Source organism: Micromonospora sp. NPDC047548 (assembly GCF_040642975.1).
GTDB lineage: Bacteria > Actinomycetota > Actinomycetes > Mycobacteriales > Micromonosporaceae > Micromonospora.
Map to the genome: position 1 here is coordinate 117619 of NZ_JBEYTI010000009.1, position 22531 is coordinate 140149.

Consider the following 22531-nt stretch of genomic DNA (forward strand, 5'->3'; position numbering starts at 1 on the left):
CGGGCAGCGGTGGCCGACGAGGAGACTGCGGCTGCGCCATAGCCCAGCGGCTACGGTCCGCCGGGCTGGGCGCCGTGAAGGGCGGCATCCCCTACCGCCGATGAGGCCGCCATTCCGGTGCTCAGCGGGCATTGCCAGGGTTGCCGGTCAAGGAAACGCTTGGCGGACCCAGTCGGGTAGCCCCGGCGCATTGCTGCGCCGGGGCCCCCTGAGAACCGTGCGTGCAACTCATCGCGGCACACGGCTCAAGCAAGCCACTGGGGCGATTTTAGGAGTGCAGAGGTGCTGCCTCCTGCTGTCCGTCGGTGGTTCGGCGGTGGCAGGTGGAGTGAACGAGTCGGGTCTTGTCCGGTAGGCCGCTCCCGTAGGCGATGATGTTTTGCCTGGTCATCGCCTTGCGGGTGGTGCGGTGCCATTGTTCCCATTCGCGGGGGCTTTGTGGCTCGCGGTCGGCGTGCAGGAGCAACTCTCCGCAGATTGGGCAGGCCCCGTGCTGCCTGCGAAGCAGGTGCAGGGTTCTGCGGTCGCGCAGCGGTTTGCTCTTGCTGCGCCGTTCGGCCCAGTAGCCGGCCTGGGTGGGATCGTCCGGAGACGCGTCGCCACGGACCAGGCTGTGCCGGACGATTTTCGTCCAGGCGAACTTGGGGAGGTAGGCGCCGCTGGTGCGGTCGCCGAACACCCAGCGGTCCTGCCTGTCCGGGTTGTACCGGCCGAAGTACCGGTTGATGATCCAGGGCTTCGGCTTGTGGGGGTGGCGGTGGCAGGCCCACTTGTAGCTGAGCCGCCACAGATGCATGTCCAGCGCTGCGAACACGATGGACGATGCTGCCCCTCGGTAGTAGTTCGCCCAGCCCCGCACGATCGGGTTGATCTTCGCGAGGACTGCCGCCGGGTTCGTGCCGCGCAGGGCCCGGAACTCGGCGGAGAGGCGTTGCCTGACTCGTTTGACGGCGGCCTTGCTCGGTTTGATCAGAAGCTTGCCGTTGCGTCGGCGGGCGGTGAACCCGAGGAAGTCGAACCCGTCATCGAGGTGGCTGATTCTCGTCTTGTCCTCGTTGAAGGTCAGACCTCGGGGTGCCAGCCATACGGCGAGTTTCGCTTTGACGTCTTCGGCCTGCTGCTTGGAATAGCAGAGGGCGACCATGTCATCGGCGTATCTGATCAGCGAAGGGGAGCCGCGTTTCGTTCGCTGCGGGTCGCTGCGTTCTTTGCGAACTCCTGCCGCCTCTTCAAGCCCATGCAACGCGATATTCAACAACAATGGACTGATTACTCCGCCTTGCGGGGTTCCCGCGTCGGTCGGCGCGAATCCTTTGCCTGGTTCGAACACGCCCGCTTTCAGCCAGTCCCGGATCTTTGCCCGGCCGGGGAATGCCCCGATGGTGGCGAGGAGATGGTCGTGGTCGATCCTGTCGAATGCCGCGGTGAGGTCCGCGTCCAGCACCCACAGACGTTGCGCGGTCGCGCCGCACGCCGTTACGTGGATAACCGAGATCGCGTCCTGGCAGCTGCGGCCCGGCCGAAACCCGTAGCTCTTGGGCTCGAACTGGGCTTCCCACTCGGGTTCCAGTGCGTTACGGTGTCGCGCCTGGTGGACGCGATCCGAGATGACGGGAATGCCGAGCGGTCGCTGCTTCCCATTGGCTTTCGGAATGTACACCCGCTTGACCGCGAGCGGCATGAACGACTGCGCGGTGCGATGCGCCTGCTCCGCCAGGTCCATGCGTGCCGGGGAGGTCAACGCGACCTTCCCGTCGATGCCCGCCGTCGCGCGGCCAGCGTTACGCTGCGTGACCTGGCGCACGCTGACAAGCGTGTTGGACCAGCTCCGCAGCATCAGTTTCTGCAGGTTCCTGACCTGGGGCCAGTTACCGTCCTTCGTCGCCTTGAAGATCCTGCCCCGTAGCCGCCGTACGTTCTCCTCATGGCGTCGCCAGGCGACGGTGTCCCACTGTGGAGTCTCGTCCTCAGGTCCGTTCACTCCGAGGGCCGCCCTCGCAACATCGAAAGCAAAAGCCGTCATCGCGTCTAACTTGTCCTTCGGTTCTGGTGGTTCCGGTGCTTCGTCGTCAAAGGCTCACCCGCCACACGTCAGCCTGCTTTCGCAGCCGGGCTCCAGGCCCGGTATCCGGCCAGTTATACGACAGCGGCCGATCGGAGGGTCAGCCATCACGCTGTCGCTTTCCTGTCGCCTTTCAGCCACCGGCATTCGCTTCTTGGGCGTCCTGTTCCCGCCACGGAGTTAAGCTCTCCTCGCGGTCGGCCTACCGCAGCAATGCTGCGGACCATAACGGGGTTTCCACGTTCCACACGCGTGAGACACGGCCGGGTCGGGTGCCCTCTTAACCCCGGAGGCGACGGTATCCACACGACCGTCGAAGAGTCCTCGGTCGCCGTCTGCCGACTTCCAGCGGCAAGCCTCTTTGTCTCCCCAGTACTACTGTCCGACCCGGAGAGTTGCCGTGACGAGGCATCAACGAGGGTTCACCATATTCACCCTTTCGGCCTTCCCCTCACCTGTGACACCCAGTCGGAATAGGTGGCCTTGGGATTTTCCCTGAGCTTCGCACCCGGCGATTACTCGCCACGCACGTCAGAGCGGGGACCGGTCTCAGATACTAACCGGGAGTTACGTCTCGGGCATTAACCCGACCTCCAATCAACGTACTCACTCACTACGTGCGACTTCGTGTCGCACCTCATCTCGGCAGATCAGGACGTCCGCACGGGCGCTCACGCCACGGTCGGTGTCCACGGAACGTGACCGTGCTGGGAGGCTCAGCGGCGCCCGGTCGACGGCAGATCCGGATGCCCGGGCGGCGGTGGAAGATGGATGCATGATGGGTGACCGGTGGGGCGTGACCGACAGCGAGATATTGCGCTCCTATCCGTGCGACGACCTCGTCGTCTCACCCGCTCTGCAGGCGTGGCGGGGGGTGCGAGTTGAGGCGCCCGCCGCAGCGGTGTGGCCGTGGGTTGCCCAAGTGAGGCTTGCGCCGTACTCCTATGACTGGATCGACAACCTCGCCCGCCGCTCACCTCGACAGCTGGTGGGCCTTCCCGAGCCTCAAGCCGGAGAAGCATTCACTACTGCTGGCGGACGGAAGTGGGGCAGGATCGTCTCGGTCGACCCCGGGAAACAGCTGACGGGCACCATCATGGGTGCCTTCATGTCCTACGTCCTTGTGCCCGAGGAGCACAACACGACGCGCTTGCTGCTCAAGGTCGTCATGCAGACGACCCGCTGGGTCGCCCCCGGGCTCTCCGTCGGCGACCTGGTCATGGCTCGACGGCAGTTGCTGAACCTGAAGCAACTCGCCGAGCGCCACCAACACCAGGGCACGGCCACGGAATGAAGATCAGACGCGCGCTGATCGGCAAGACCGAGCGCTCTCTTGAGCGACCAACGATAACGCTACGCAACGCCCGGTCGGCTGGTGTGCGGATGCACCCCGAGAGGCCTCCGGTGCGCTTCGGCCAGTTCTGGTTGGAGATCATCCGATTGACCGGTGGCGCACCGGCGCCTTTGGGCAGGTTTATCGGGTGTGGCGCCGGAGTCGGTTGTGCTCATCGGTGCTGAGCCACGAGCCGTCGCCGAGTGGTTCAATGTCGTACGCGTCGCGGGTCTGGGTGTCGAGCGTTCCGTGTACCTGTCCGGTGCCTGCGTCGACGAGATGGTGCCGGTACCACTCCTGTTCGTCCTCGGTCTCCCCGCCGATGATGACGATGGCGGTTTCGGAGTCGAGATAGCCACCGGTCCACTCCACGTACGCCTCGTCGGGGTCGTAGCCGAAGGACTCCACCGGAATCCGGACCAACACCTCGCCGTCGGGGTACGCGTGGAAGGCGACGTCCTCCTGGTCGTGATGGACGGTCATGAAGTGGTGGCCGTCCGGCGCGAGACTCACGAGGCTACGGTCGGTCCACGGGTAGGAGGTCAGTTCGATGACGTCCCGGTCGAGATGACCGCGGTACACCCGCGAACCGTCCTGCCCCTCGCCGACGTCGAGCAGCATGTGTACGCCGTCCGGGTGGGCAATCTGGTGCCCACCGTGACCGGCGCAGTCGAGTTCGGTCCGCGTGATGACGGCCCCCGTCTCGGCGTCGATGGCAAGCCAATGGTCGAGGCCGTCACCGCGTCCTGCCATGGCGTCAGGCAGGTAAAGCCACACCACCGTCCCGGCCAGCGAAAATGCACAGCTCGCTATGGCGTTGTACGGCTCCTGCGCCCCGGGGCCGAAGCCGAACCGCCACAACGTCTTGCCTTCGCGGTCGATGCATACCACCTCGCCGGCCGTCGCATACACCGCACGCAGTAGGCTCGGCGCGACCGCGTGGCCTTTCACCTCGATGGCCGCCCCGACGGGGAACACGGCGACCGGCACCGCCGCCGACTCCACCACAGGGCTCCCGGAGAAGTCGTAGCCGTGGACAGAACCGGCCACGAAGCGGGTCACCACACTAGAGATCACAGCCACGTCGGCCGAGGCTAGCCGACGGTTGATGACCAGCACTGGTTGGTGGCGAATCGTTCTGACAGACGACCTGCGATCCTTCGTTGATGGTCGTAGTGCCGAGGTGGCACGGAGCAGCGCCGCTGGGGTCGCCCTCCTCGAACACCACCGCGACGAGCGGCTGGACGAGTTGTGGCTCGATCACGATCTCGGTGAGGCCGACACGATCTGGCCGGTCGTGGAGGTGTTGGAGCGTGCGGCCTTCCCGCCCGGCTGTGCCTGAGCCAACAGCCGTCGCCATCACCCCGCCGTGCTCGCGCACGACCAGCGGCATGAGCGGCTACCGTCAGAGGCCGAACATCGGCCGGCAGGCCGCCATGCCGTCGACCGTCACTGCGGGCCGCTTCTGCTGGCTCCACTTCTCTCGGGTGAGCCGTAGGCGGTCGGATACGACGGCCTCGTCGCCACGGGCGTCAACAGAGATGCCGTCGTGCTCATAGCCGAGCTTGCGGGACACGCCTTGGGAGGAGTGGTTGTCCTGGAACACCTCGGTGAGCGCGGCGTTGGCTCCGAGGTGGTCGAAGGCCAGCGTGAGCAGACCGATGCGAGCTTCGGTTCCGTAGCCCTTGCCCTGGTGTTCGATTCCCAGCCACGCCGACGTCGTGACCTCCCCAACAACCAAGAAGTCGCGTGCTCGAAGCGTGACCACGCCAAGCGGATTTCCATCGTGGAAGGCGCCGAGCCCGAGCCGCCACGCTGATACGCTCCACCCTCCGAGCCCGCCCCAGTGTCCCTGCAGCACGAACCGCGCCCGATCCTCGGGGCTGCCGTCGGTCCACGGCGTCAAGAACGGGCGTTCGTCTGCGCGGTGCACGCCCCTGCCGGCGAGGTGAGCGAGTTCCGCCAGTTCCTCCTCGCGGGGCAGGCGAAGCTCAAGCCGTGGCGTGGAGATGGTGAGGCCGTATTGGGGCCACAGGTCGACAAGCACGAGCCCGATCTTGACGATCAGGACGCCGCCACGCTACTGGTTTACCGATGTGCGGACGCGTGTCGGACAGCTACGACATCCCGGGCCTGCGGGCTAGAAGGCAGGCCTGCTGGACCTTCTCGCGCGTCTCCGGCTCGCGGAGCAGCCGGGCGTGTACGACCAGCCCGGCCTGGCTCAACAGCTCGGCAATATGGTCAGGTGGCAATCGGTAGGCGTCGAGCGACACACTGTGGCCGTACCCCTGCTCGATGTGCCGACGCTCGTTGCCGACCTGGAACGCGATCAGCAGGTGGCCACCAGGAGCCAGCACCCGGTGGAACTCGGCGAATACCACCGGCAACAGCTCTGGTGGGGTGTGGATGATCGAGTACCAGGCGACGATGCCGCCGACAGAGTCGTCCTTCAGGTCCAGTGCGGTCATGGAACCCTCGTCGAACCGCAGACCAGGGTATGTCCGGCGGGCCACCGCCACCATCGCCGGCGACAGGTCGATGCCGAAAGCGGTCAACCCAAGAGAGCGCAGGTGTGCCGTAATGCGGCCTGGGCCGCAACCGAGGTCAGCGACCGGTCCGGCACCGGCGGACCGCACAAGTTTCGCGAACGCCGCAAGCATCGCAAGGTCCAGCGGCGTTTCCGGAGGTTCCGTACCCAGGAGGTTGGCATAGTCAACGGCGACGGTGTCGTAGGCCGCGCGGGTGGCGCTCAGGTAGGACGGCTCGGTCACGCCGCCTCCCGCGGCCGGTGACCACCCGTCTTGCCGGACACCAGACCCACTACCGCTCCATCACCAGGCTCTCGGTCGGGAATCTTCGCCGTTGTGGTGGATCGAGCCTGCGCGGTGTTCGACCTGGCCGCCTGGAGCGGCCGCCAACTGCTGGGCACCCGCGCGGAGCTGCTCGACAGCGCCGGCATCGTGAGCTGCCGGGGCGAACGCACGCTGGTTGCGCGACTCGGTCGGGCAAACGGCGGTGAGCAGCGCGTCAAGCGGCCGTGGCAAGACATCCCGGCCGACTGCCGCCTCGACGAGCAGCCGTGCGTAGCGCAACTTGCGGCGCGAGCCGCTGCCCAGGAACCGACGCATCTGCGCTTCGGGCTCCCGGCCGCGCCAGGCGGGCTGGCTCTGAAACGAGCGGAACGACCCGAGGTCGCCCTGCGAGTCGAAGAGTGCTTCGACTCCTACGGTGCCCACGGCGCGGATCAGCTCGTCCTCCAGATCGTTGACGCAGACGTAGAACCCGAGGTGCTCCAAGTCGGTGTTCGTGCGGGGTGAGCCGACGTCGGTGGTGATCAGTTCCCGGCGGAATATCTCCGCCTCATGCAGATCGCACAGACCGGCAAGTCGCACCCGGGTGCGCAGCGGGCCCAACATGGTCAGGAAGCGGCCGATCGCGTGCGCTCCGCCGATCGGCACGATCACGACCCGCTCAGCCTCGAGATCCCGGCCACGGCCCACCGCAGCCGCTTCCAGGGCGATTTGGTCGCTGATGCCCTCGACGAGCACCACAGCCACGGCGTTGTCGACCTTCTCGAGGGCGCGGGCCGTTGCCCGGATCGGAGCGGCAGGACCACTCACATAGCCATCGAGCGCCCTGCGAGCAAGCTCATGGCGTTGGGTGATATCCATGGTCGCTTCCCCGTCCGGTGGCTGTTCGGAGGCGTTGACGGCGAGGGCTTCGACCGGTGTTCTGCGCTCCTCGCCCACCGTTGGTGCGGTCTCACGCAGGTCGTCTTTAAGATCGACGAACATACCGGCCCGTCGGGTCGCGGCCGTGGCCGCCATCATCGGCGACGCGCGGGGCAGCCGACAAGCGATTAACGAAGCCCAGGCTCACGGCCACTACGGCGGTGCACGCTCATCGGCATGACAGCCCCTCGGCACGAGCTGGCGACCGCAGGGCATCCCTACGGAGGGTGACGGAGCCACATCTGCCCGATGTGCTCGCTCTGGCGCGATGGCCTTCCCCGAGGAGGAGGGGCCCGCCGTGGGCGAGGCCGCGCACGCGGTGGTCCGGGAGGCTCAGGATGCAGGGGTGTGGATCTTCGGCGGCGGGGTGGAAAGCCAGAGGGCGAGCATCGTGGCGACCGACGGGATGGTCACCGACGGCCCGTACCCGGAGACCAAGGCGGTCATCGGCGGGTTCGCGATGGTCGACGTGCCCTCACGCGAGGAGGCGCTGGAGTGGGCTGCCAAGTTCGCTGTCGCCTGCCGCTGCGCGCAGGAGGTCCGGGAAATCATGTTTGACCCGCTCGTCTGATCGCAGGAGGCCCGCCCCGGCCAGAGCAAGACTCGCCTGGGGCGGCTCCCAACATCACAACCCGCTCATCGGCGCCCGCGCGTCGCCACCCGTGGACAGCCGGCCGCGCTCCGTCACGCGCGGTCCACGGCATGAGCGGACGCGCCCTCGGATCAGAATCCGATCGAGTTGAAAGGCTCGGGATCGGTGCGGAAGAGTCGTGAAAGGGTGGCCAGGGCATCCGCTTCTTGTGGGCGGATCTTGCCGGCGCGAGCCAGGGTGGCGGCGGACATCCCCCCGAGGTAGAGCGATCCGAGTGCCTGTATGTCCAGGGTCAGGTCCGCGGCGCCATCAACGCGCCGACATTCGGCTTCACCTTTGCTGATCTCGAGTTCCCACGTACCGATGTTGTGGGGGCACTCGGGGTCTTTCTCGACGGCGATCCTGAGGTGGCCGTCGGTGTCGTAGCCGCGGCTGGTCAGGGCTTTGGGCAGGTCGAGGACTCGCACCCAGAGGTTGTCCGACTGCCGCGTGACGCGCATGGCTCGCGGGTTGCGTAGCATCCAGCGCAGAGGTTCGTCGGCTGGTCGTGTCGGGGCGACGACTTTGCGCGTGAGGTCGAAGTCAAGTAGCAGGGACCACATGGCTCGGTAGGCCTCATCGGTGAGCGCCTCCAGCGCTTCGACCACCAGCACGCCGACTCCACCGGGGTTTGTCGACCACGGCAGGCGGTAGTTCGCGATGCCGTCCACCTGCCCTGCCGCGTCGCGGTGGATGAGGTATCGCAGCGGCCCGTCGGTGCCCTTGGCCTCATCGGACAGGTCCGCCCAGCGGCCCTTGGTTGCCGTGATCTCGCCGACCCGTGCCCGTCGCACCCGGTCAAAGATCCCGGGCCACACCTCCCGCGCTGTCGCTGCATCGACCAACTCCAGGCTGCCCAGGTCAGGATCGGCGTCGACAAGCCGACCGTCCGAGCGTTCGATCTCCCACCGGGTGCGCAGCGTCGCTGGGGAGAACCCGAACCGCCCATAGATGCCGCCCTCGCTCGCGCTGAGCTCGGCGATCGCCTCACCACGCTCCAGGGCGTCGGTGAACATCGCCTGCATCATGCCCCGTAGCAGGCCCCGCCGCCGGTGAGTGGCGATGACGCCGGTGCCGGTGACGCCACCCATGGGCACAACACGCAATCCTGGAGTGGTCACCTCGAGCGACAGCATCGCCGTGGCCCCCACCACCTTGCCGTCCACGATCGCCGCTTGCGGTCGGAAGGTGTCGTCCTCCATCAACTCATCGACCCACGACTCCAGCTGCTCGCGAGTCGCTGGCGGCCGCGGGCACGGCCAAGCCTCCGCGCCGCCGTGCCACGCTGCAGGGTACGGCTCCCAGCTCGGTAGCCCGTTCGCGAACGGCAGCGCCCGCAAATACTCGACGAACTCGTGACGCTCGACAGAGCGAATCTCAGTCACCACATGGCCCATCCCTCCATAAAGGGGGCCAAGCACGCAACCGAGTTACGGAAAAGCAACCTCACCAACGTCCGCTTATCGGCACGTCCGGATGCAGGCACCCGCGATCCGGGTTACCTTCCGTGACGAGCGCTTCGCGGCATGTCCGGATGGCCGTTGGCATGCGGGGACATCTGGCTACCGAGGCACTACTGCTCCCGGCGCCGACGCGCGAGATGGACGGTGATGTCGGCGGCAATCTCGACCGTCTCAGGCAGGACCTGCATGATCCGGCTGTATGCCTGCTCTTGCTCGTAGGTCGGCAGTTCGAGATAAGCCGAGATGGTCGAGAGGAGGCCCACGTGGTCACGAGCGCTCATCGTGAAGCGCCGCTCGATCACGGACTGCTGAACATCGGCGAACCATTCAGACCGTTGGAGCTCCGTACCCGGCCACTGCATGTCGTGTCCCGGGGGCGTCCCGTCTGGAGACGGGACCTCGTCGCTCTGCAAGAACGGTGCCCGGGCCGCGCGCACAGCTTCCTCCACAGCCGGGTCAGCCAGCTGGACTGGTCCGCCGAACGAGGCGAACACGCCACCCGGCTCCAGCAGCGCGGCCATGCGCGACCACCGCCCCTCCGGGTTTGTCCAATGCAGCGCCGCTGCCGCATAAACCAGCCCATAGCTCTCGCCTGGTCGCAGGTCCTCGAACGCGGCTTGCACGGTCTTGACGTTTGCTGGCATGTGCTTACGCAGCTCGGCGAGCATGGCCCCGTCAGGCTCGGTCGCGGTGACCGTCACCCCCCGTTGAGCGAACAGACGGGTTGCTTTGCCTGTCCCGGCGCCAATCTCGAGGGCGGCCCGAACCGGCTGACCCGCGTACGTCATCACCATGTCAAACAGCTCCACGGGATACCCCGGCCGGAACCGTTCGTATGCTTCCGCCACCGCTCCGAAGCTCAGTGCGCGACCAGACATGCCGAGCATCCTGACACGATGGGCGCCGTCAATGCTCGGTCTTTCGCGCGACCCGGCCGCCCGATCATGGGCAGCGGAACGCTGAAGCAACGACGATCGCTCATCGGCACGACCGGACGTTGACTTGATCAACGCAGTGTGACGCTGCGTGACGGGCGGGACCAGACACCCGGAGGCCCCTTGGTGGGCCTCCTCCACTCGGTCTGCTTGGATCACCGACATGGAAGCCACCCTCGTGATCCTGCTGGCGCTCGTCGTGGCGCTGCTCGCGGCGCAGTTGTCCGCCCCGACGGCCCGCCGGGACGGGGCGGCGGTGCGGATTGCCGAGATCGAGCGCCGGCTCCAGCTGGTGATGGACCACCTCGGTGTCGTGGACGAGGGCCCGGCGCTGCCCGGGGTCCGCGAGCACCTGGCCCGGGGCGAGAAGATCAAAGCGATCAAGGCGTACCGGGCGGCGACCGGCGCGGACCTGAAGACCGCCAAGGAGGCGGTGGAGGCGATGGCCGGGCCCCGCTGACCGAAGCGTCGCGGTGTCCGCCGCGCCAGCTGGCTCCGGGGCTCGGCGCACTCTCTCAGTCCGTCGACTGCTCCGGCCGGTGCTGCCTGATCCACTTCTCGCCATGCACCCGCACGTACCGATGCGGCCCCGGTGGCTGTGCCGGGTATGCGCCGCCGCCTCGCCGTGCCAGCCGGCGCGGCTGCTGTCGGGTGTGGAATACCGGCGGGACCGGGTAGCCCTCTCCGTCTACCTGGCCGGCCTCTTGTTCGACGCCACGGCCGATCTGATCAGGCTCAATCCGAATCCCGCCCCGTCCCCGGCGGACCTGTTCGAGAGATTCCTCGCCTGGACAGCCCGCCCGGCCAGGCTGACATGGACGACCGGGATCAGCGGGGGCGGTCGCGGTCCTTGGAGGGCTGGACGCGCTTCGGCTCGCCGGGCATCTTCGGGTGGTCCGGCGGGTACGGCATGTCGCCCTGCCCGGCGGCCGCGTCCCGCTCGGCCCACTCCAGCAGCGGGGTGATGTCGTACGCGGTGTCGTCGATACCCGCGTGCGGGTCGCCTCGCTCGGCGAGCCGGGCGGGCACGCTGCGCAGGTCGAAGTCGTCCGGGTCCACGTCGGGCAGCTCGTCCCAGGTGACCGGGGTGGAGACGGTGGCCCGGGCGTTGGCGCGCAGCGAGTACGCGCAGGCGATCGTCCGGTCCCGGGCCATCTGGTTGAAGTCGACGAACACCCGCCGGCCCCGCTCCTCCTTCCACCAGGCGGTGGTGACCAGGTCGGGGCGGCGGCGCTCCAGCTCGCGGGCCAGCGCGATGGTGGCCCGGCGCACTTCGGTGAACGCCCAGCGGGGCGCGATCCGCAGGTAGACGTGCACGCCCCGGCCGCCGGAGGTCTTCGGCCAGCCGGTGGCGCCCAGCTCGGCCAGGAGCGCGCGCAGCTCGCCGGCCGCGGTCGCCGCGTCGGCGAAGTCCGTGCCGGGCTGCGGGTCGAGGTCGACGCGCAGCTCGTCGGGGCGGTCGACGTCGGCGGCCCGCACCGGCCAGGGGTGGAAGACGAGGGTGCCCATCTGGGCGGCCCAGGCGACGTGGGCGAGGTCGGCCGGGCAGAGCTCGTCGGCGTTGCGCCCACTGGGGAAGCTGATCTTCGCCGTACGCACCCACGGCGGGACGCCCCGGGTGGGCACCCGCTTCTGGAAGAACATCTCCCCCTCGACGCCCTCGGGGAAGCGCTGGAGCGTGGTGGGGCGGTCCCGCAGGGCACGCATGATCCCGTCGCCGACCGCCAGGTAGTAGTGGAAGACGTCCGCCTTGGTGAAGCCGCGCCCCGGGAAAATGACCCGGTCGGGGCTGGTCAGCCGGACGGTGTGCCCGGCGACCTCGATCTCGGTCACCGTCGCCTTCGAGGAGCCGCCCATCCCGCGACCATATGCGACGCCCCCGACATCCGGCGTACCGTTGACGGGTGAGTCTTGACGAGAACGAGCTGCCCCGCACCGAGGACGAGTGGCGGGTCCGGCTGAGCCCGCAGGAGTTCCGGGTGCTGCGCGAGGCCGGCACCGAGCCGCCCTGGACGGGCGAGTACGTCGACACCAAGACCCCCGGCGTCTACCACTGCCGGGCCTGCGGCCTCGAGCTCTTCTCCAGCAACACCAAGTTCGACTCGCACTGCGGCTGGCCGAGCTTCGACGACGCCATTCCCGGCCGGGTCAAGGAGATCGAGGACCGCAGCCTCGGCATGACCCGTACGGAGATCCGCTGCGCGCGCTGCGACAGCCACCTGGGGCACGTCTTCCACGGCGAGCGCTTCACCCCGAAGGACACCCGGCACTGCGTCAACTCGCTGTCGATCCGGCTGGAGCCGCGCGCCGACGCCTGACCCGTCGGGTGCCGCCGCCGGCCGCGCCCGGCCGGCGGCGCATCGTCGCCTACCGGCCGCTGACCGCCGGCGCCGCCATCAGCCGCACCTCGGCGGTACGCGACTGCTCGATCCGCCTGGCGAGTTCGCGTACCCGCGGGCTGGTCGCGGTCTCCAGGTGCGCCCAAGCCAGGTCGGCGGCCGCCTGCTGGTGGGCGCCGAGCACCTGGCGCAGCACGGCGTCCACCTGGCCTGCCGGGGCGTCCCGCAGTCGGGCGAGGTCCGCCGGGCAGCGCGCTCCCTGTGGGGCCAGAGCAGCAGCAGGCCGCCCTTCTCGTCGACCCGGTCGGCGGAGTCGTCGTCCAGCCGGACGTGGCGAAACGCCGCCCCGACCGGATCCACTCGCGGTATTTCGCCCCCGAGAGCCCAGCCTTGCCGCATCCTGGTATTACATGTCCTGATTTGGGGGTTTTCATCGTGGCTACCTGTGAGGTCTGCGGCAACGACTACTGGATGGCGTTCGAGGTGCGCACGGTCAGCGGCGACACGCACACCTTCGACTGCTTCGAGTGCGCGGCGCACAAGCTCGCGCCGATCTGCGAGCACTGCAACGTCAAGATCCTCGGCCACGGGGTGGAGGTCGGCGGCCGATTCTTCTGCTGCGCCCACTGCGCCCGCGCCGAGGAGGCCCAGGGCGGCGAGATCCGCGACGCGGTCGGCGCCCGCCCGGCCTGACCGCGCGCCCGGCCCCCACCGGGGACCGGGCTCACGCGGGTCCGCCGCACCGCGCGGCCTACCATCGCGGGATGCCGTCGCAGACCGCCCACGTCCGGGTCGCCGCCTTCGCCGACCTGGACGCCCGCACCTTCCACGACCTGCTCCGGCTGCGCATCGACGTGTTCGTGGTCGAACAGCACTGCCCGTACCCGGAGCTGGACGGCCGGGACGTCGAGCCCGGCACCCGGCACCTCTGGCTGGAGCACGACGGCATGGTCCTGGCGTACCTGCGGATCCTGGCCGACCCGGACGGAGCGGCGCGGATCGGCCGGGTGGTGGTGGCGCCCACGGCGCGCGGCGGCGGCCACGCTGGCCGGCTGGTGACCGAGGCGCTGCGGCTGGTCGGCGACCGGCCGTGCGTGCTGGAGGCGCAGTCCCACCTGGTCGCCTTCTATGCCCGGCACGGGTTCACGGTGACCGGCCCGGAGTACGTCGAGGACGGCATCCCGCACGTCCCGATGCGCCGGGAGCGCGGGCCCGCCCGCCCTGGATACATCCACGGATAGCGTTTTTCGTGGGAGCCTGCGGGGCTGCACCGCAACCGTCTGACCCGGCCGGCCGGGGTCGCGCACCGCGTGGCCCCGGCCGCCGGCGAGCCCGTTACACCAGGCTGTTGACGAGGTCGGCGACCGAGCGGTGCCGGCCGGTGTAGAACGGGATCTCCTCCCGGACGTGCCGGCGGGCGCCGGAGCCGCGCAGGTCGCGCATCAGGTCGACGATCCGGTGCAGCTCGTCGGCCTCGAAGGCGAGCATCCACTCGTAGTCGCCGAGGGCGAACGAGGCGACCGTGTTGGCCCGCACGTCCGGGTAGCCGCGCGCCATCCGGCCGTGCTCGGCCAGCATCTCGCGCCGCTCGGCGTCCGGCAGCAGGTACCACTCGTACGAGCGGACGAACGGGTAGACGCAGAGGTAGGGGCGGGGCTCCTCGTTGGCGAGGAACGCCGGGATGTGACTCTTGTTGAACTCGGCTGGCCGGTGCAGGGCCATCTGCGACCAGACCGGGGTGAGCGCCCGACCCAGTGTGGTCCGGCGGAATCGCAGGTAGGCGTCCTGGAGCGCGTCGCTGGAGGGTGAGTGCCACCAGATCATCACATCGGCGTCGGCGCGCAGGCCGGCCACGTCGTAGACGCCGCGGATCGTGACGTCCTTGCCGGCCAGCTCCTCGAAGAGCGCCTCGACCTCGTCGACGACGTTCTCCCGCAGGGCCGGCAGCGGGCTGCTGGCCCGGAACACCGACCACATGGTGTAGCGGATGCTGGCGTTGAGCTCCCTGATCCGGGCCGCGTTGGTCTGCTCGGTCATCGTGTTCCGCCCGTGAAACCCGTGGCTCTGGCCATGGGGAGGTAAGGGCGGTTAGGCGTTGCGCTGGTTCTCGACATATCTCTTGACGACCTCCGAGGTTGCGCCGCCGACGGTGGCGACGAAGTAGCTGTTGGTCCACAGGGTTGGTAGGCGCGACCGAAGGCTGGGGTACTCGGCGCGCAGTACGCCCGATGACGTGGCCTTGATCTGCTTGACGAGCCGGTGGATGCCGAACTGCGGGTCGCAGGTGACCAGCAGGTGCACGTGGTCGGGCATGGTCTCCAGCTCGACGATCGGTGCGTCTCGCTCAGCGCACACTTCGCGAATGACCTTTTTGAGCCGGGTGTCCACCTCCCCGGTGATGACGGGCCGGCGGTACTTGGGGCACCACACGACGTGGTAGGTGCAGCGGTACACGACGTTGTTGTTCGACCGAACCTCATCCATGCCGACACTGAATAGCGCGGTGGTGCATAGTGTCTGGTGTGGATGAAACAGTGCGGTACACCTACCGGTTGCGCCCCGGCGCGACCGCGGTGGCCGCGCTGTTGTCTGAGTGGGGTCGGTGCCGGTGGCTCCGAGTTCGGTACGAGAACCAAGGAACGCCTGGGGCTGGGTGTCAGAACTTTCAGGTGCGACGACTGCGGGTACACCGCCGGGCGCGACCTGAACGCCGCCAGGACGGTCCTGGCCACGGTAGAGCGCGACCGTGCTGGTGTTGATGACGTAAGACATCCGGTCGGCTCCCTTCGGGGCGGCGGCTCGGGTGCGGTCAGAGTCAGAAATCCCCCGGATTCATCCATGGGGAAGCGTTAAGACCCCGTTCCTCCTAGTGCTTCGATGATCTCTCCGGCCGCCGTCTCGCCGGAACGGACGCAGACCGGGATGCCGACCCCGTCGAAGCCGGCGCCGGCCAGGGCCAGCGTCGGGTGGGCGGCGCGCAGCGCCGTCCGGGCGGCGGCGACCCGGTCGAGGTGGCCCGGGGCGTACTGCGGCAGGGCCCCGCCCCAGCGCTGCACGTGGCTGGCGAGCGGCGCGGGCAGCGCCACCGTGAGCACGCCGGACAGCTCCCGGTGCACGGTGGCCACCAGGTCGGGGTCCGCCAGGTGCAGCGACGTCTCGTCGCCGTACCGGCCGACGGAGGCGCGGACCAGGGCGATCCCGTCCGGCCGGGCCAGGTGGCCCCACTTGGTGGTGAAGAACGTGGCCGCCTTGATCAGCAGCCCCTCGGTGGCCGGCACCAGGAAGCCGGAGAGCGCCGGCAGCTCCGGCCGCGGCAGGGCCATGGTGACCAGGGCGACGCTGGCGTAGTCGAGGCCGCCGATCGTCGTGGCCACCTCGGGGCTGACGTCGGCGAGCAGCCGGGCGGCGGGCCGGGCCGGCACGGCGAGTACCACGGCGTCCACCTCGACCAGTTCGGGGTCGCGGGTCGGGCCGACGGTCAGCCGCCAGCCCCGCGCGGTGGGCGTCAGCTCGCGTACCGCGGCGTCGCGCCGGACCGTCGCGCCGCTGGCCGCCGCCGCGGCCTCGACCAGCGTGGAGAGCCCGCCGGCCAGGGTGCCGAAGATCGGCGCGCCGGGGGCGCGCGGCGCGGCGGCCTGGGCGGCGCGGACCGCCCCGGTGAGGGTGTGCTCGACCCGGGCCGCGCGGGCCAGCGCCGGCATGGTGGTGACCAGCGACAGGTCGTCGGCCCGGCCGGCGTAAACGCCGCCGAGCATCGGGTCGACCAGCCGGTCCACCACCTGATCGCCGTGGCGGGCCCGGACCAGGGCCCCGACGGAGACGTCCTCGTGCGGCCCGAGCAGCGGCCGGCCGCCGTCGCGGTCGGCGTCCGCCGCCGGCCGCGCGACCGTCGCCACCCGCTCCAGATCCCCGGGTACGCCCACCAGCGTGCCGCCCGGCACCGGGCGCAGCCCGCCGTCGACGGCGAGCGCGGCCTGCCCGGCGGTGGGGTGAACGATCTTCCCGGCCAGCCCGAGCCGGCGGACCAGCGCGACGGCCCCGGACTCCCCGCCGGCCGCGTCGCGCATCAGGAACGACTCGGCGCCGAACTCCACGGGCGCTCCGGCGAGCGCACCGGTGCGCAGCTTGCCGCCGAGCGCGCCGGACTGCTCGTACACGGTGATCTCGGTGCCGGCAGGGGCACGGTCACGCAACCGGACGGCGGCGGCCAGCCCGGCGATCCCGCCGCCGACCACCGCCACCCGCCACGGCCGCCGCACGACGCGTCAGCCCTGCTCGGACCGGCGCGCGGACACCTCGTGCACCAGCGCGACCACCCGGGTCAGCACGTCGGGGTCGGTCTCCGGCGGGACGCCGTGGCCGAGGTTGAACACGTGGCCGGGAGCGGCCCGGCCCTGCTCCAGGATCCGCCGGACCTCGGTCTCCACCACCGGCCAGGGGGCGAACAGCACGGCCGGGTCGAGGTTGCCCTGCACCGCCCTGCCCTTGCCGATCCGGCCGGTGGCCACGTCCAGCGGGGTACGCCAGTCCACGCCGACCACGTCGGCGCCGGCCTCGCCCATCGCGCCGAGCAGCTCGGCGGTGCCCACCCCGAAGTGGATCCGGGGCACGCCGGCGTCGGCCAGCCCGGCCAGCACGGCCGTCGAGTGCGGCAGCACGTAGCGGCGGTAGTCGGCCTCCGACAACGCGCCGGCCCAGGAGTCGAAGAGCTGCACCGCGGAGACCCCGGCGTCGATCTGCACCCGCAGGAAGGCCAGGGTCACCTCGGCGAGGCGGGCGCAGAGCGCGTGCCAGAGCTCCGGCTGGCCGTACATCAGGGCCTTGGTCTTGGCGTGGGTCCGCGACGGGCCGCCCTCGACCAGGTAGCTGGCGAGGGTGAACGGCGCGCCGGCGAAGCCGATCAGCGGGGTCCCGCCCAGCTCGGCCACGAGCAGCCGGACCGCCTCGTCCACGTAGGAAACGTCGTCGCGGGTGATCGGACGGATCCGCTCGACGTCCTCGGCGGTACGCACCGGCTCGGCCACCACCGGCCCGGTGCCCGGCACGATGTCCAGGTCGACGCCGGCCGCGGCGACCGGGACCACGATGTCGCTGAACAGGATCGCGGCGTCGACCCCGTGCCGGCGGACCGGCTGGAGGGTGATCTCGGCGACCAGGTCCGGGCGGCGGCAGGAGTCGAGCATCCCGACGTTGGCCCGGATCTCGCGGTACTCCGGCAGCGACCGGCCGGCCTGGCGCATGAACCAGACCGGGGTGTGCGGGACGGGCTCGCGGCGGCAGGCCCGGACGAAGGGCGAGTCGGCCGGCCCGCCGGGGCGGGGTTCTCCGTCTCGGGCGGCAGTGCCCGTGGTGTCGGTGCTCATCGCGGCAATCGTGCCACGTGGCCGGGGGCCGCCCACCGGCACCGCCGCCTTTTGTGACCCTCGCCCACCGGGCCGTCCGGCCCTGGCGCGCCGGGGCCGGACCCGTACCGCGCCCCGCGGCCCGCGGTACGGGTCCGGCGCGTCCCGGCCTTCGGCGCGCCGTCCGGGCGGGCGGGCCGGCGGCGACATAGGCTGCCGGTCATGGCCCCCCCGATCGCGCTCCCGGAGACCTTCGCCCGCGCGGTCGCCGGGCTACGGTCGGTGACCCCTCGGGCGGAGATCATGCTGGAGGAGGTCGGCGCCCCGCAGCGGCTCGCCCCGTACGCGTTCGCGCTCTCCGCCGCCGTGCGGCGCGACGAGGACGAGGTGGCCACCGGGCGGCTGATCCTGCTGCACGACCCGGCCGGGCACGAGGCGTGGCGGGGCACCCTGCGGCTGGTCACCTATGTCACCGCGGAGCTGGAGGTCGACCTGGCCGCCGACCCGCTGCTGCCCGGGGTGGGCTGGACCTGGCTGGTCGACGCGCTGGCGGCGCACGACGCGCGCTACCAGGCGGCCGGCGGCACGATCACCCAGACCATGTCGACCCGGTTCGGCGAGCTGGCCGGCCCGCCCGCCGCCGGGGACGTCGAGATCCGGGCGTCCTGGACGCCGCTCGGCGAGGACCTGGCCCCGCACCTGGAGGCCTGGTGCGCGCTGCTCGCCTCGACGGCGGGGCTGCCGCCGCCCGGGGTGACCGCGCTCTCCGAGCGCCGGTCGGCCGGCGCGGCCTGACCCGGGCGATCGACTCAGAGGTAGTTCTCGGCCTCGTCGCAGACCTTGTCCATGCCCTTGCTGGCCTTGTCGAAGGCGCTCTTGTTGTTGGCCGCCGCCGCGGCGAGCGCGGTGGTCAGCTTGTCCAGGCAGGAGGCGATGACCTTTTTCTGCCGGGCCTGCTCGTCGCGGTCGTTGCGGGTGCCGGTGAGGTCCTGCTGAGTGTCCGCCAGCTTGTCCTGGGCGCCCTGCAGCTCGGCCCTGATCTGCTCCATCTCCTTGGTGTTCGCGGCGATGGTGCCGTCGCGCTCGCTCACCTGGCCGGAGAGCCGCCGCTCGGTGTTGTCCAATTCGTTGCTCTTGGCGACGAACAGACCGCTCATCACGCCGCTCAGCACGAAGAGCAGCCCGGCCACGACGGCCAGGATCAGCACCGTGCGGCCCTTGCCGACACCAGGCGCGGGCGCGCCGAACGGGGGCACCGACCCGGGCGGGGCGGACGTCGGCTGCCCGAACGCCGGCCCGGAGACCGGCGGAACCGACATCGGCTGCCCGTAGGCGGGCCCCGAGACCAGCGGGGCGGGCATCGGGGCGTACAGGCCGGGAACGGGGGGCGCGGAGACCGGCCCGCCCGGCGCCGGCGGCTGGCGGGGCGGCGCGAACGCCGCCTGGCCGGGGCCGTACTGCTGCGGCGCGGGCGGGGCGCCGTAGGGGGTGCCGTGGACGGAACCGCCCGACGGCTGCGGACCGGGCGCGGCCGGCTGCTGCGGCGGGTACGCCGGCCGGAAGCCCTCCGGCCCGGTCGGTGGCTGGGACATCTGCTTCTTCCTCCAGGTGACTGGTCCGGTGCGGGAAAGCCGCGCCGGAACCGGATGATCCGGGTTGATGGCCGACGCGGGGTCGGCGGGGACGGCCGGGTACGGCCGACAGGAAGGTCGAGCGGTCCCTGACGCCAACCCGAGTTGGTCGGCGGGATGGCCCGCGGTGCGGGTCAGCAGATCCGGAAGCCGTCGCAGGCGGTCTTGATCGGTACGGCGAGGCCGATGCCCTCGGCGTCCCGGGCCTTGGCGGTGGCGATGCCGACGACCTGTTTCGAGCCGTTGATCACCGGACCGCCGGAGTTGCCCGGGTTGATCGGGGCGTCGAACTGGATCACCTCTCCGGAGCCGTCCTCGTCCTTGCGGAAGGCGCTCACCACACCCGTGGTCACGCTGTCCTCCAGCCCGAGCGGGGCGCCGACCACGACGATCTGCTGCCCGGACTTCACCCGGGTGGGCGCGGTGGTCAGGCCGGTGAACCGGCCGGTGGTCCGCAGGTGGGCGATGTCGTTGTCCTTGTCGACCTTGACGATGGTGGCCGGGAAGCGCTGGTCGGTCCGCTCCAGGAAGACCTGCCGGCCGCCGCCCTCGAAGACCGACTCCACCACGTGGAAGTTGGTGAACAGGTTCGCCCCGCCTCCGGCGGCGGGCTTGCCCACGACGAACGCGGTGCCGGTGAACCGGCCGGCCCGGACACGGAAGACGCTGGGCAGCACGGCGCCGGCGACAGCCTCCGGATTGAAGGCGGAACCCGCCTGCTTCTCCAGTGCCTCGGCCCGCTGCTCCAGGCCGTCGAAGCGGGTGCCGGCGCCGTCCTGGGCCGCCGCGAGCTGCCGGTCGTTGTCAGCGATCCGGTCCGAGAGCCGGCTGATCTGATACGCCTGGACGCCGGCCACCGCGGCCAGCACGACCGCGAGCACGAGGGCGGCGACGGTGAGCGGACGGCCCCGGTCCGGTGCCACCGCGCCGGCTGGTGACAGCACGCCGGCTGGTGACAGCACGCCGGGGTGGGCGGGGCCGGCGGCCGGCGTACCGGGGAGGACCGGGCCGGGGACGGATCCGGGCGTACCCGGGAAGACCGGCCCAGAGCCTGGCGCGGCCGGTGCCGGGCCATTCCACTGGCCGGTGTTCGGCGGCGGCGACCAGGTGGTCCGGGGCGTCGGGAAGGCCGGCGGCGGGAAGCCACCTGCAGGCGGCGGGTTGGTGGTCGCCTGCCCCGCGGCGGCTGGGTGACCGGGAGCGGAGGGAGCGAAGGCGGCACCCGGCTGGCCGGACGCGGGCGGCGGCGGGTACGACGACGCCGGCGGCCGGGGCGGTTCGATCCGGGGTGGCAGTGGCCCGGGACGACCGTCGACGGCGGCCTCCGGCCAGCGGTCAACGGCACCGTGCTCCGGCGTCCCGCCGCCCGGCCCGTACCCAGCCGTCATTATCGCCACGTCCTCCCCGTAGACGCCCGTGCCGCGGCACCTCCGGGTGGTGACCGGCGCGATGCCCGATGGACCGTACCGGCGCGAACGAGGTTTGTCTCCCCCGTTGTCCGACTTCCCACGACATCTGCCGGCCGCCTCCGGAGACACACGCCGGACCGGCTGCGCACGCCGGATCGCGCGGCGCACTAGGGTTGTCAGGTGACCGACGAACCACCCCTGCGCCGTCGGGCCGCCGAAAGCCGTACGGGAGACGCCCAGCCCTCGGCCGCGCCGGAGCCGGTGGACGTGGGGACCGACCAGTCCAGCGGCGGCCCCGTGCCGCTGACCGCTCCCCGCGACGGCACGCCCCAGCCGGTGGCCACCCCGAGCGAACTCGACGAGGTCGTGGCCCGCTTCGCCGCGGGCGACGGCCCGGTGGCCCTGGACGCCGAGCGCGCCTCCGGCTACCGCTACAGCCAGCGCGCCTACCTGGTGCAGTTGCGCCGGCAGGGCGCCGGGACGGCGCTGGTCGACCCGCTGCCGCTGCCCGACCTGACCGCGCTCGACGAGGCGATCGGCGGGGCGGAGTGGGTGCTGCACGCCGCCAGCCAGGACCTGGCCTGCCTGGCCGAGGTGGGGCTGTGCCCGCGCCGGCTCTTCGACACCGAGCTGGCCGCCCGGCTGGCCAACTTCGAGCGGGTCGGGCTGGCCGCCCTCACCGAGCAGTTGCTCGGCTACACGCTGGAGAAGCACCACTCGGCGGCCGACTGGTCCAGCCGGCCGCTGCCCGAGTCCTGGCTGACGTACGCCGCCCTGGACGTGGAGATGCTGGTGGACCTCCGCGACGCCCTGGACGAGGAGCTGACCCGGCAGGGAAAGTCGCAGTGGGCGGCGGAGGAGTTCGCCGCGCTGATCCGCAACGGCGCCCGCCCGCCGCGGGTACGCGCCGAGCCGTGGCGGCGCACCTCGGGCATCCACCGGGTACGCGGGGCGCGGGCCCAGGCCCGGGTCCGCTCCCTGTGGTACGCCCGGGACCAGATCGCCGCCCGGCGGGACGCCGCGCCGGGGCGGGTGCTGCCGGACTCGGCGATCGTCGCCGCCGCCGAGCTGGACCCGAAGGACGAGAAGACCCTACTGACCCTGCCCGGGTTCGGCGGCCGTTCGGTCCGCCGGCTGTCCCGCACCTGGCTGGCGGCGCTGGACGACGCCCGGCAGTTGCCGGAGGACGCGCTGCCGGTCGCCCCGACGGTCGAGGGTCCGCCCCCGCCGCACCGCTGGACGGAGCGGGACCCGGTGGCCGCCGGCCGGTTGGCCCGCTGCCGGGAGGTGGTGGTCCGGGTGGCCGGGGAGCACAACCTGCCCCCGGAGAACCTGATCGCGCCCGACTCCGTACGCCGCCTGGCCTGGCTCCCCCCGGAGGAGATCACCGAGGCCATCGTCGCGGAGACCCTCCGCGGCTACGGCGCCCGCGAATGGCAACTCACCCTCCTCACCCCCGCCCTGACCGAGGCCCTCCCCACCTCCTGACCCGTCTGTTGGTCATGAGGTGGTGCCCCCGGCCCGCCGGGTGGAGGGGGAAGAACTTCATGATCAGCCACGGGTGGGCTGGGCGAAAAGGTGTGGGGTTGGCCACATGGGGGGTGGTGTCGGGGTTGGTTACTGGCGAGTAGCATCCGGGGGAACACGCCCGTGCC

23 protein-coding genes and 1 pseudogene are annotated in these 22531 nt (G+C 70.8%); 9 read left to right on the top strand and 15 right to left on the bottom strand.

Annotated elements, in window-relative coordinates; genetic code table 11:
- Positions 1 to 268: 268 nt before the first annotated feature.
- Positions 269 to 2023: a group II intron reverse transcriptase/maturase gene (ltrA, locus tag ABZ807_RS12595; RefSeq protein WP_357155832.1), complete on the bottom strand. Its 1755-nt coding sequence runs from the start codon at positions 2021 to 2023 to the stop codon at positions 269 to 271.
- Between the two features lie 814 nt (positions 2024 to 2837).
- Between ltrA and ABZ807_RS12600 the strand changes: the two genes are divergently transcribed.
- Positions 2838 to 3356 (top strand): polyketide cyclase, encoded by a 519-nt coding sequence (locus ABZ807_RS12600; RefSeq protein ID WP_357155835.1) that lies wholly within the window; start codon positions 2838 to 2840, stop codon positions 3354 to 3356.
- Between the two features lie 180 nt (positions 3357 to 3536).
- Here ABZ807_RS12600 and ABZ807_RS12605 read toward each other — a convergent pair whose 3' ends face one another.
- Positions 3537 to 4514 carry a hypothetical protein gene (locus ABZ807_RS12605; protein ID WP_357155838.1) on the bottom strand — a complete coding sequence of 326 codons (978 nt, stop codon included), beginning with the start codon at positions 4512 to 4514 and terminating at the stop codon, positions 3537 to 3539.
- On the opposite strand from ABZ807_RS12605, the pseudogene ABZ807_RS12610 reads away from it, so the two are divergent.
- Positions 4504 to 4719: pseudogene (locus ABZ807_RS12610) on the top strand (cyclic-phosphate processing receiver domain-containing protein); the annotation flags it as partial. The gene ABZ807_RS12605 and the pseudogene ABZ807_RS12610 sit on opposite strands and share 11 nt — an antisense overlap.
- A gap of 81 nt (positions 4720 to 4800) precedes the next feature.
- Here ABZ807_RS12610 and ABZ807_RS12615 read toward each other — a convergent pair.
- From ABZ807_RS12615 to ABZ807_RS12625, 3 genes are all read right to left on the bottom strand, one after another.
- Positions 4801 to 5442: a GNAT family protein gene (locus ABZ807_RS12615; RefSeq protein WP_357155842.1), complete on the bottom strand. Its 642-nt coding sequence runs from the start codon at positions 5440 to 5442 to the stop codon at positions 4801 to 4803.
- Positions 5443 to 5512: 70 nt separating this feature from the next.
- The gene (locus ABZ807_RS12620; protein ID WP_357155846.1) at positions 5513 to 6166 is read right to left on the bottom strand and encodes a class I SAM-dependent methyltransferase; all 654 of its coding nucleotides are present in this window, start codon (positions 6164 to 6166) and stop codon (positions 5513 to 5515) included.
- 60 nt (positions 6167 to 6226) lie between these two features.
- Positions 6227 to 7189, bottom strand: coding sequence for a TOPRIM nucleotidyl transferase/hydrolase domain-containing protein (locus ABZ807_RS12625; RefSeq protein ID WP_357155849.1), 963 nt, complete (start codon positions 7187 to 7189; stop codon positions 6227 to 6229).
- 205 nt (positions 7190 to 7394) lie between these two features.
- Here ABZ807_RS12625 and ABZ807_RS12630 point away from each other — a divergent pair, with 205 nt between their 5' ends.
- Positions 7395 to 7697, top strand: coding sequence for a YciI family protein (locus ABZ807_RS12630; RefSeq protein ID WP_357155853.1), 303 nt, complete (start codon positions 7395 to 7397; stop codon positions 7695 to 7697).
- A gap of 152 nt (positions 7698 to 7849) precedes the next feature.
- Here ABZ807_RS12630 and ABZ807_RS12635 read toward each other — a convergent pair whose 3' ends face one another.
- The gene (locus ABZ807_RS12635) at positions 7850 to 9142 is read right to left on the bottom strand and encodes a GNAT family N-acetyltransferase (protein WP_357155856.1); all 1293 of its coding nucleotides are present in this window, start codon (positions 9140 to 9142) and stop codon (positions 7850 to 7852) included.
- 188 nt (positions 9143 to 9330) lie between these two features.
- Positions 9331 to 10107, bottom strand: a complete 777-nt coding sequence (locus tag ABZ807_RS12640) for a class I SAM-dependent methyltransferase (protein ID WP_357155859.1) — start codon at positions 10105 to 10107, stop codon at positions 9331 to 9333.
- Between the two features lie 211 nt (positions 10108 to 10318).
- Between ABZ807_RS12640 and ABZ807_RS12645 the strand changes: the two genes are divergently transcribed.
- On the top strand, positions 10319 to 10615 hold the full coding sequence (locus ABZ807_RS12645; protein ID WP_357155863.1) for a hypothetical protein: 297 nt from the start codon (positions 10319 to 10321) through the stop codon (positions 10613 to 10615).
- A 368-nt stretch (positions 10616 to 10983) separates the two neighbouring features.
- On the opposite strand, the gene ligD is transcribed toward ABZ807_RS12645, so the two are convergent.
- A complete protein-coding gene (ligD, locus tag ABZ807_RS12650) occupies positions 10984 to 12012 on the bottom strand; it encodes a non-homologous end-joining DNA ligase (protein ID WP_357155867.1) in 1029 nt (342 codons plus the stop codon).
- Between the two features lie 47 nt (positions 12013 to 12059).
- Here ligD and msrB point away from each other — a divergent pair, with 47 nt between their 5' ends.
- Complete coding sequence (msrB, locus tag ABZ807_RS12655; protein ID WP_357155872.1) at positions 12060 to 12473, top strand: peptide-methionine (R)-S-oxide reductase MsrB; 414 nt, start codon at positions 12060 to 12062, stop codon at positions 12471 to 12473.
- A 49-nt stretch (positions 12474 to 12522) separates the two neighbouring features.
- Here the strand turns inward: msrB and ABZ807_RS12660 are convergent, their stop codons facing one another.
- Complete coding sequence (locus ABZ807_RS12660; RefSeq protein ID WP_357156120.1) at positions 12523 to 12882, bottom strand: DUF305 domain-containing protein; 360 nt, start codon at positions 12880 to 12882, stop codon at positions 12523 to 12525.
- A 47-nt stretch (positions 12883 to 12929) separates the two neighbouring features.
- On the opposite strand from ABZ807_RS12660, the gene ABZ807_RS12665 reads away from it, so the two are divergent.
- Together ABZ807_RS12665 and ABZ807_RS12670 are read left to right on the top strand one after the other, a co-directional pair.
- Positions 12930 to 13187, top strand: coding sequence for a Prokaryotic metallothionein (locus ABZ807_RS12665; RefSeq protein WP_357155875.1), 258 nt, complete (start codon positions 12930 to 12932; stop codon positions 13185 to 13187).
- 71 nt (positions 13188 to 13258) lie between these two features.
- On the top strand, positions 13259 to 13735 hold the full coding sequence (locus ABZ807_RS12670; RefSeq protein WP_357155878.1) for a GNAT family N-acetyltransferase: 477 nt from the start codon (positions 13259 to 13261) through the stop codon (positions 13733 to 13735).
- A 94-nt stretch (positions 13736 to 13829) separates the two neighbouring features.
- Here the strand turns inward: ABZ807_RS12670 and hemQ are convergent, their stop codons facing one another.
- The 4 genes from hemQ to hemE form a co-directional block, all read right to left on the bottom strand.
- On the bottom strand, positions 13830 to 14531 hold the full coding sequence (gene hemQ / locus ABZ807_RS12675) for a hydrogen peroxide-dependent heme synthase (protein ID WP_357155882.1): 702 nt from the start codon (positions 14529 to 14531) through the stop codon (positions 13830 to 13832).
- Positions 14532 to 14582: 51 nt separating this feature from the next.
- Positions 14583 to 14978: an IS200/IS605 family transposase gene (tnpA, locus tag ABZ807_RS12680; protein WP_357155885.1), complete on the bottom strand. Its 396-nt coding sequence runs from the start codon at positions 14976 to 14978 to the stop codon at positions 14583 to 14585.
- 365 nt (positions 14979 to 15343) lie between these two features.
- A complete protein-coding gene (gene hemG / locus ABZ807_RS12685; RefSeq protein ID WP_357155888.1) occupies positions 15344 to 16753 on the bottom strand; it encodes a protoporphyrinogen oxidase in 1410 nt (469 codons plus the stop codon).
- 6 nt (positions 16754 to 16759) lie between these two features.
- Positions 16760 to 17857 carry a uroporphyrinogen decarboxylase gene (hemE, locus tag ABZ807_RS12690; protein WP_357155891.1) on the bottom strand — a complete coding sequence of 366 codons (1098 nt, stop codon included), beginning with the start codon at positions 17855 to 17857 and terminating at the stop codon, positions 16760 to 16762.
- A gap of 201 nt (positions 17858 to 18058) precedes the next feature.
- Between hemE and ABZ807_RS12695 the strand changes: the two genes are divergently transcribed.
- Positions 18059 to 18631 carry a DUF3000 domain-containing protein gene (locus ABZ807_RS12695; RefSeq protein WP_357155894.1) on the top strand — a complete coding sequence of 191 codons (573 nt, stop codon included), beginning with the start codon at positions 18059 to 18061 and terminating at the stop codon, positions 18629 to 18631.
- A 14-nt stretch (positions 18632 to 18645) separates the two neighbouring features.
- On the opposite strand, the gene ABZ807_RS12700 is transcribed toward ABZ807_RS12695, so the two are convergent.
- Together ABZ807_RS12700 and ABZ807_RS12705 are read right to left on the bottom strand one after the other, a co-directional pair.
- Positions 18646 to 19428, bottom strand: coding sequence for a hypothetical protein (locus tag ABZ807_RS12700; protein ID WP_357155898.1), 783 nt, complete (start codon positions 19426 to 19428; stop codon positions 18646 to 18648).
- A gap of 173 nt (positions 19429 to 19601) precedes the next feature.
- The gene (locus tag ABZ807_RS12705; RefSeq protein ID WP_357155901.1) at positions 19602 to 20855 is read right to left on the bottom strand and encodes a trypsin-like peptidase domain-containing protein; all 1254 of its coding nucleotides are present in this window, start codon (positions 20853 to 20855) and stop codon (positions 19602 to 19604) included.
- A 201-nt stretch (positions 20856 to 21056) separates the two neighbouring features.
- Here ABZ807_RS12705 and ABZ807_RS12710 point away from each other — a divergent pair, with 201 nt between their 5' ends.
- On the top strand, positions 21057 to 22364 hold the full coding sequence (locus ABZ807_RS12710) for a ribonuclease D (protein ID WP_357155904.1): 1308 nt from the start codon (positions 21057 to 21059) through the stop codon (positions 22362 to 22364).
- Positions 22365 to 22531: the final 167 nt, after the last annotated feature.

What these genes read in the sequence shown, in the direction of transcription:
- ABZ807_RS12700 (WP_357155898.1), bottom strand. Translation starts at nt 19,428, where the DNA reads ATGTCCCAGCCACCGACCGGGCCGGAGGGCTTCCGGCCGGCGTACCCG.
- tnpA (WP_357155885.1), bottom strand. Translation starts at nt 14,978, where the DNA reads ATGGATGAGGTTCGGTCGAACAACAACGTCGTGTACCGCTGCACCTAC.
- hemE (WP_357155891.1), bottom strand. Translation starts at nt 17,857, where the DNA reads ATGAGCACCGACACCACGGGCACTGCCGCCCGAGACGGAGAACCCCGC.
- ABZ807_RS12600 (WP_357155835.1), top strand. Translation starts at nt 2,838, where the DNA reads ATGATGGGTGACCGGTGGGGCGTGACCGACAGCGAGATATTGCGCTCC.
- ABZ807_RS12630 (WP_357155853.1), top strand. Translation starts at nt 7,395, where the DNA reads ATGGCCTTCCCCGAGGAGGAGGGGCCCGCCGTGGGCGAGGCCGCGCAC.
- ABZ807_RS12625 (WP_357155849.1), bottom strand. Translation starts at nt 7,189, where the DNA reads ATGTTCGTCGATCTTAAAGACGACCTGCGTGAGACCGCACCAACGGTG.
- ltrA (WP_357155832.1), bottom strand. Translation starts at nt 2,023, where the DNA reads ATGACGGCTTTTGCTTTCGATGTTGCGAGGGCGGCCCTCGGAGTGAAC.
- ligD (WP_357155867.1), bottom strand. Translation starts at nt 12,012, where the DNA reads ATGGGCGGCTCCTCGAAGGCGACGGTGACCGAGATCGAGGTCGCCGGG.
- ABZ807_RS12645 (WP_357155863.1), top strand. Translation starts at nt 10,319, where the DNA reads ATGGAAGCCACCCTCGTGATCCTGCTGGCGCTCGTCGTGGCGCTGCTC.
- ABZ807_RS12670 (WP_357155878.1), top strand. Translation starts at nt 13,259, where the DNA reads ATGCCGTCGCAGACCGCCCACGTCCGGGTCGCCGCCTTCGCCGACCTG.
- ABZ807_RS12640 (WP_357155859.1), bottom strand. Translation starts at nt 10,107, where the DNA reads ATGCTCGGCATGTCTGGTCGCGCACTGAGCTTCGGAGCGGTGGCGGAA.
- ABZ807_RS12705 (WP_357155901.1), bottom strand. Translation starts at nt 20,855, where the DNA reads ATGACGGCTGGGTACGGGCCGGGCGGCGGGACGCCGGAGCACGGTGCC.
- ABZ807_RS12695 (WP_357155894.1), top strand. Translation starts at nt 18,059, where the DNA reads ATGGCCCCCCCGATCGCGCTCCCGGAGACCTTCGCCCGCGCGGTCGCC.
- hemQ (WP_357155882.1), bottom strand. Translation starts at nt 14,531, where the DNA reads ATGACCGAGCAGACCAACGCGGCCCGGATCAGGGAGCTCAACGCCAGC.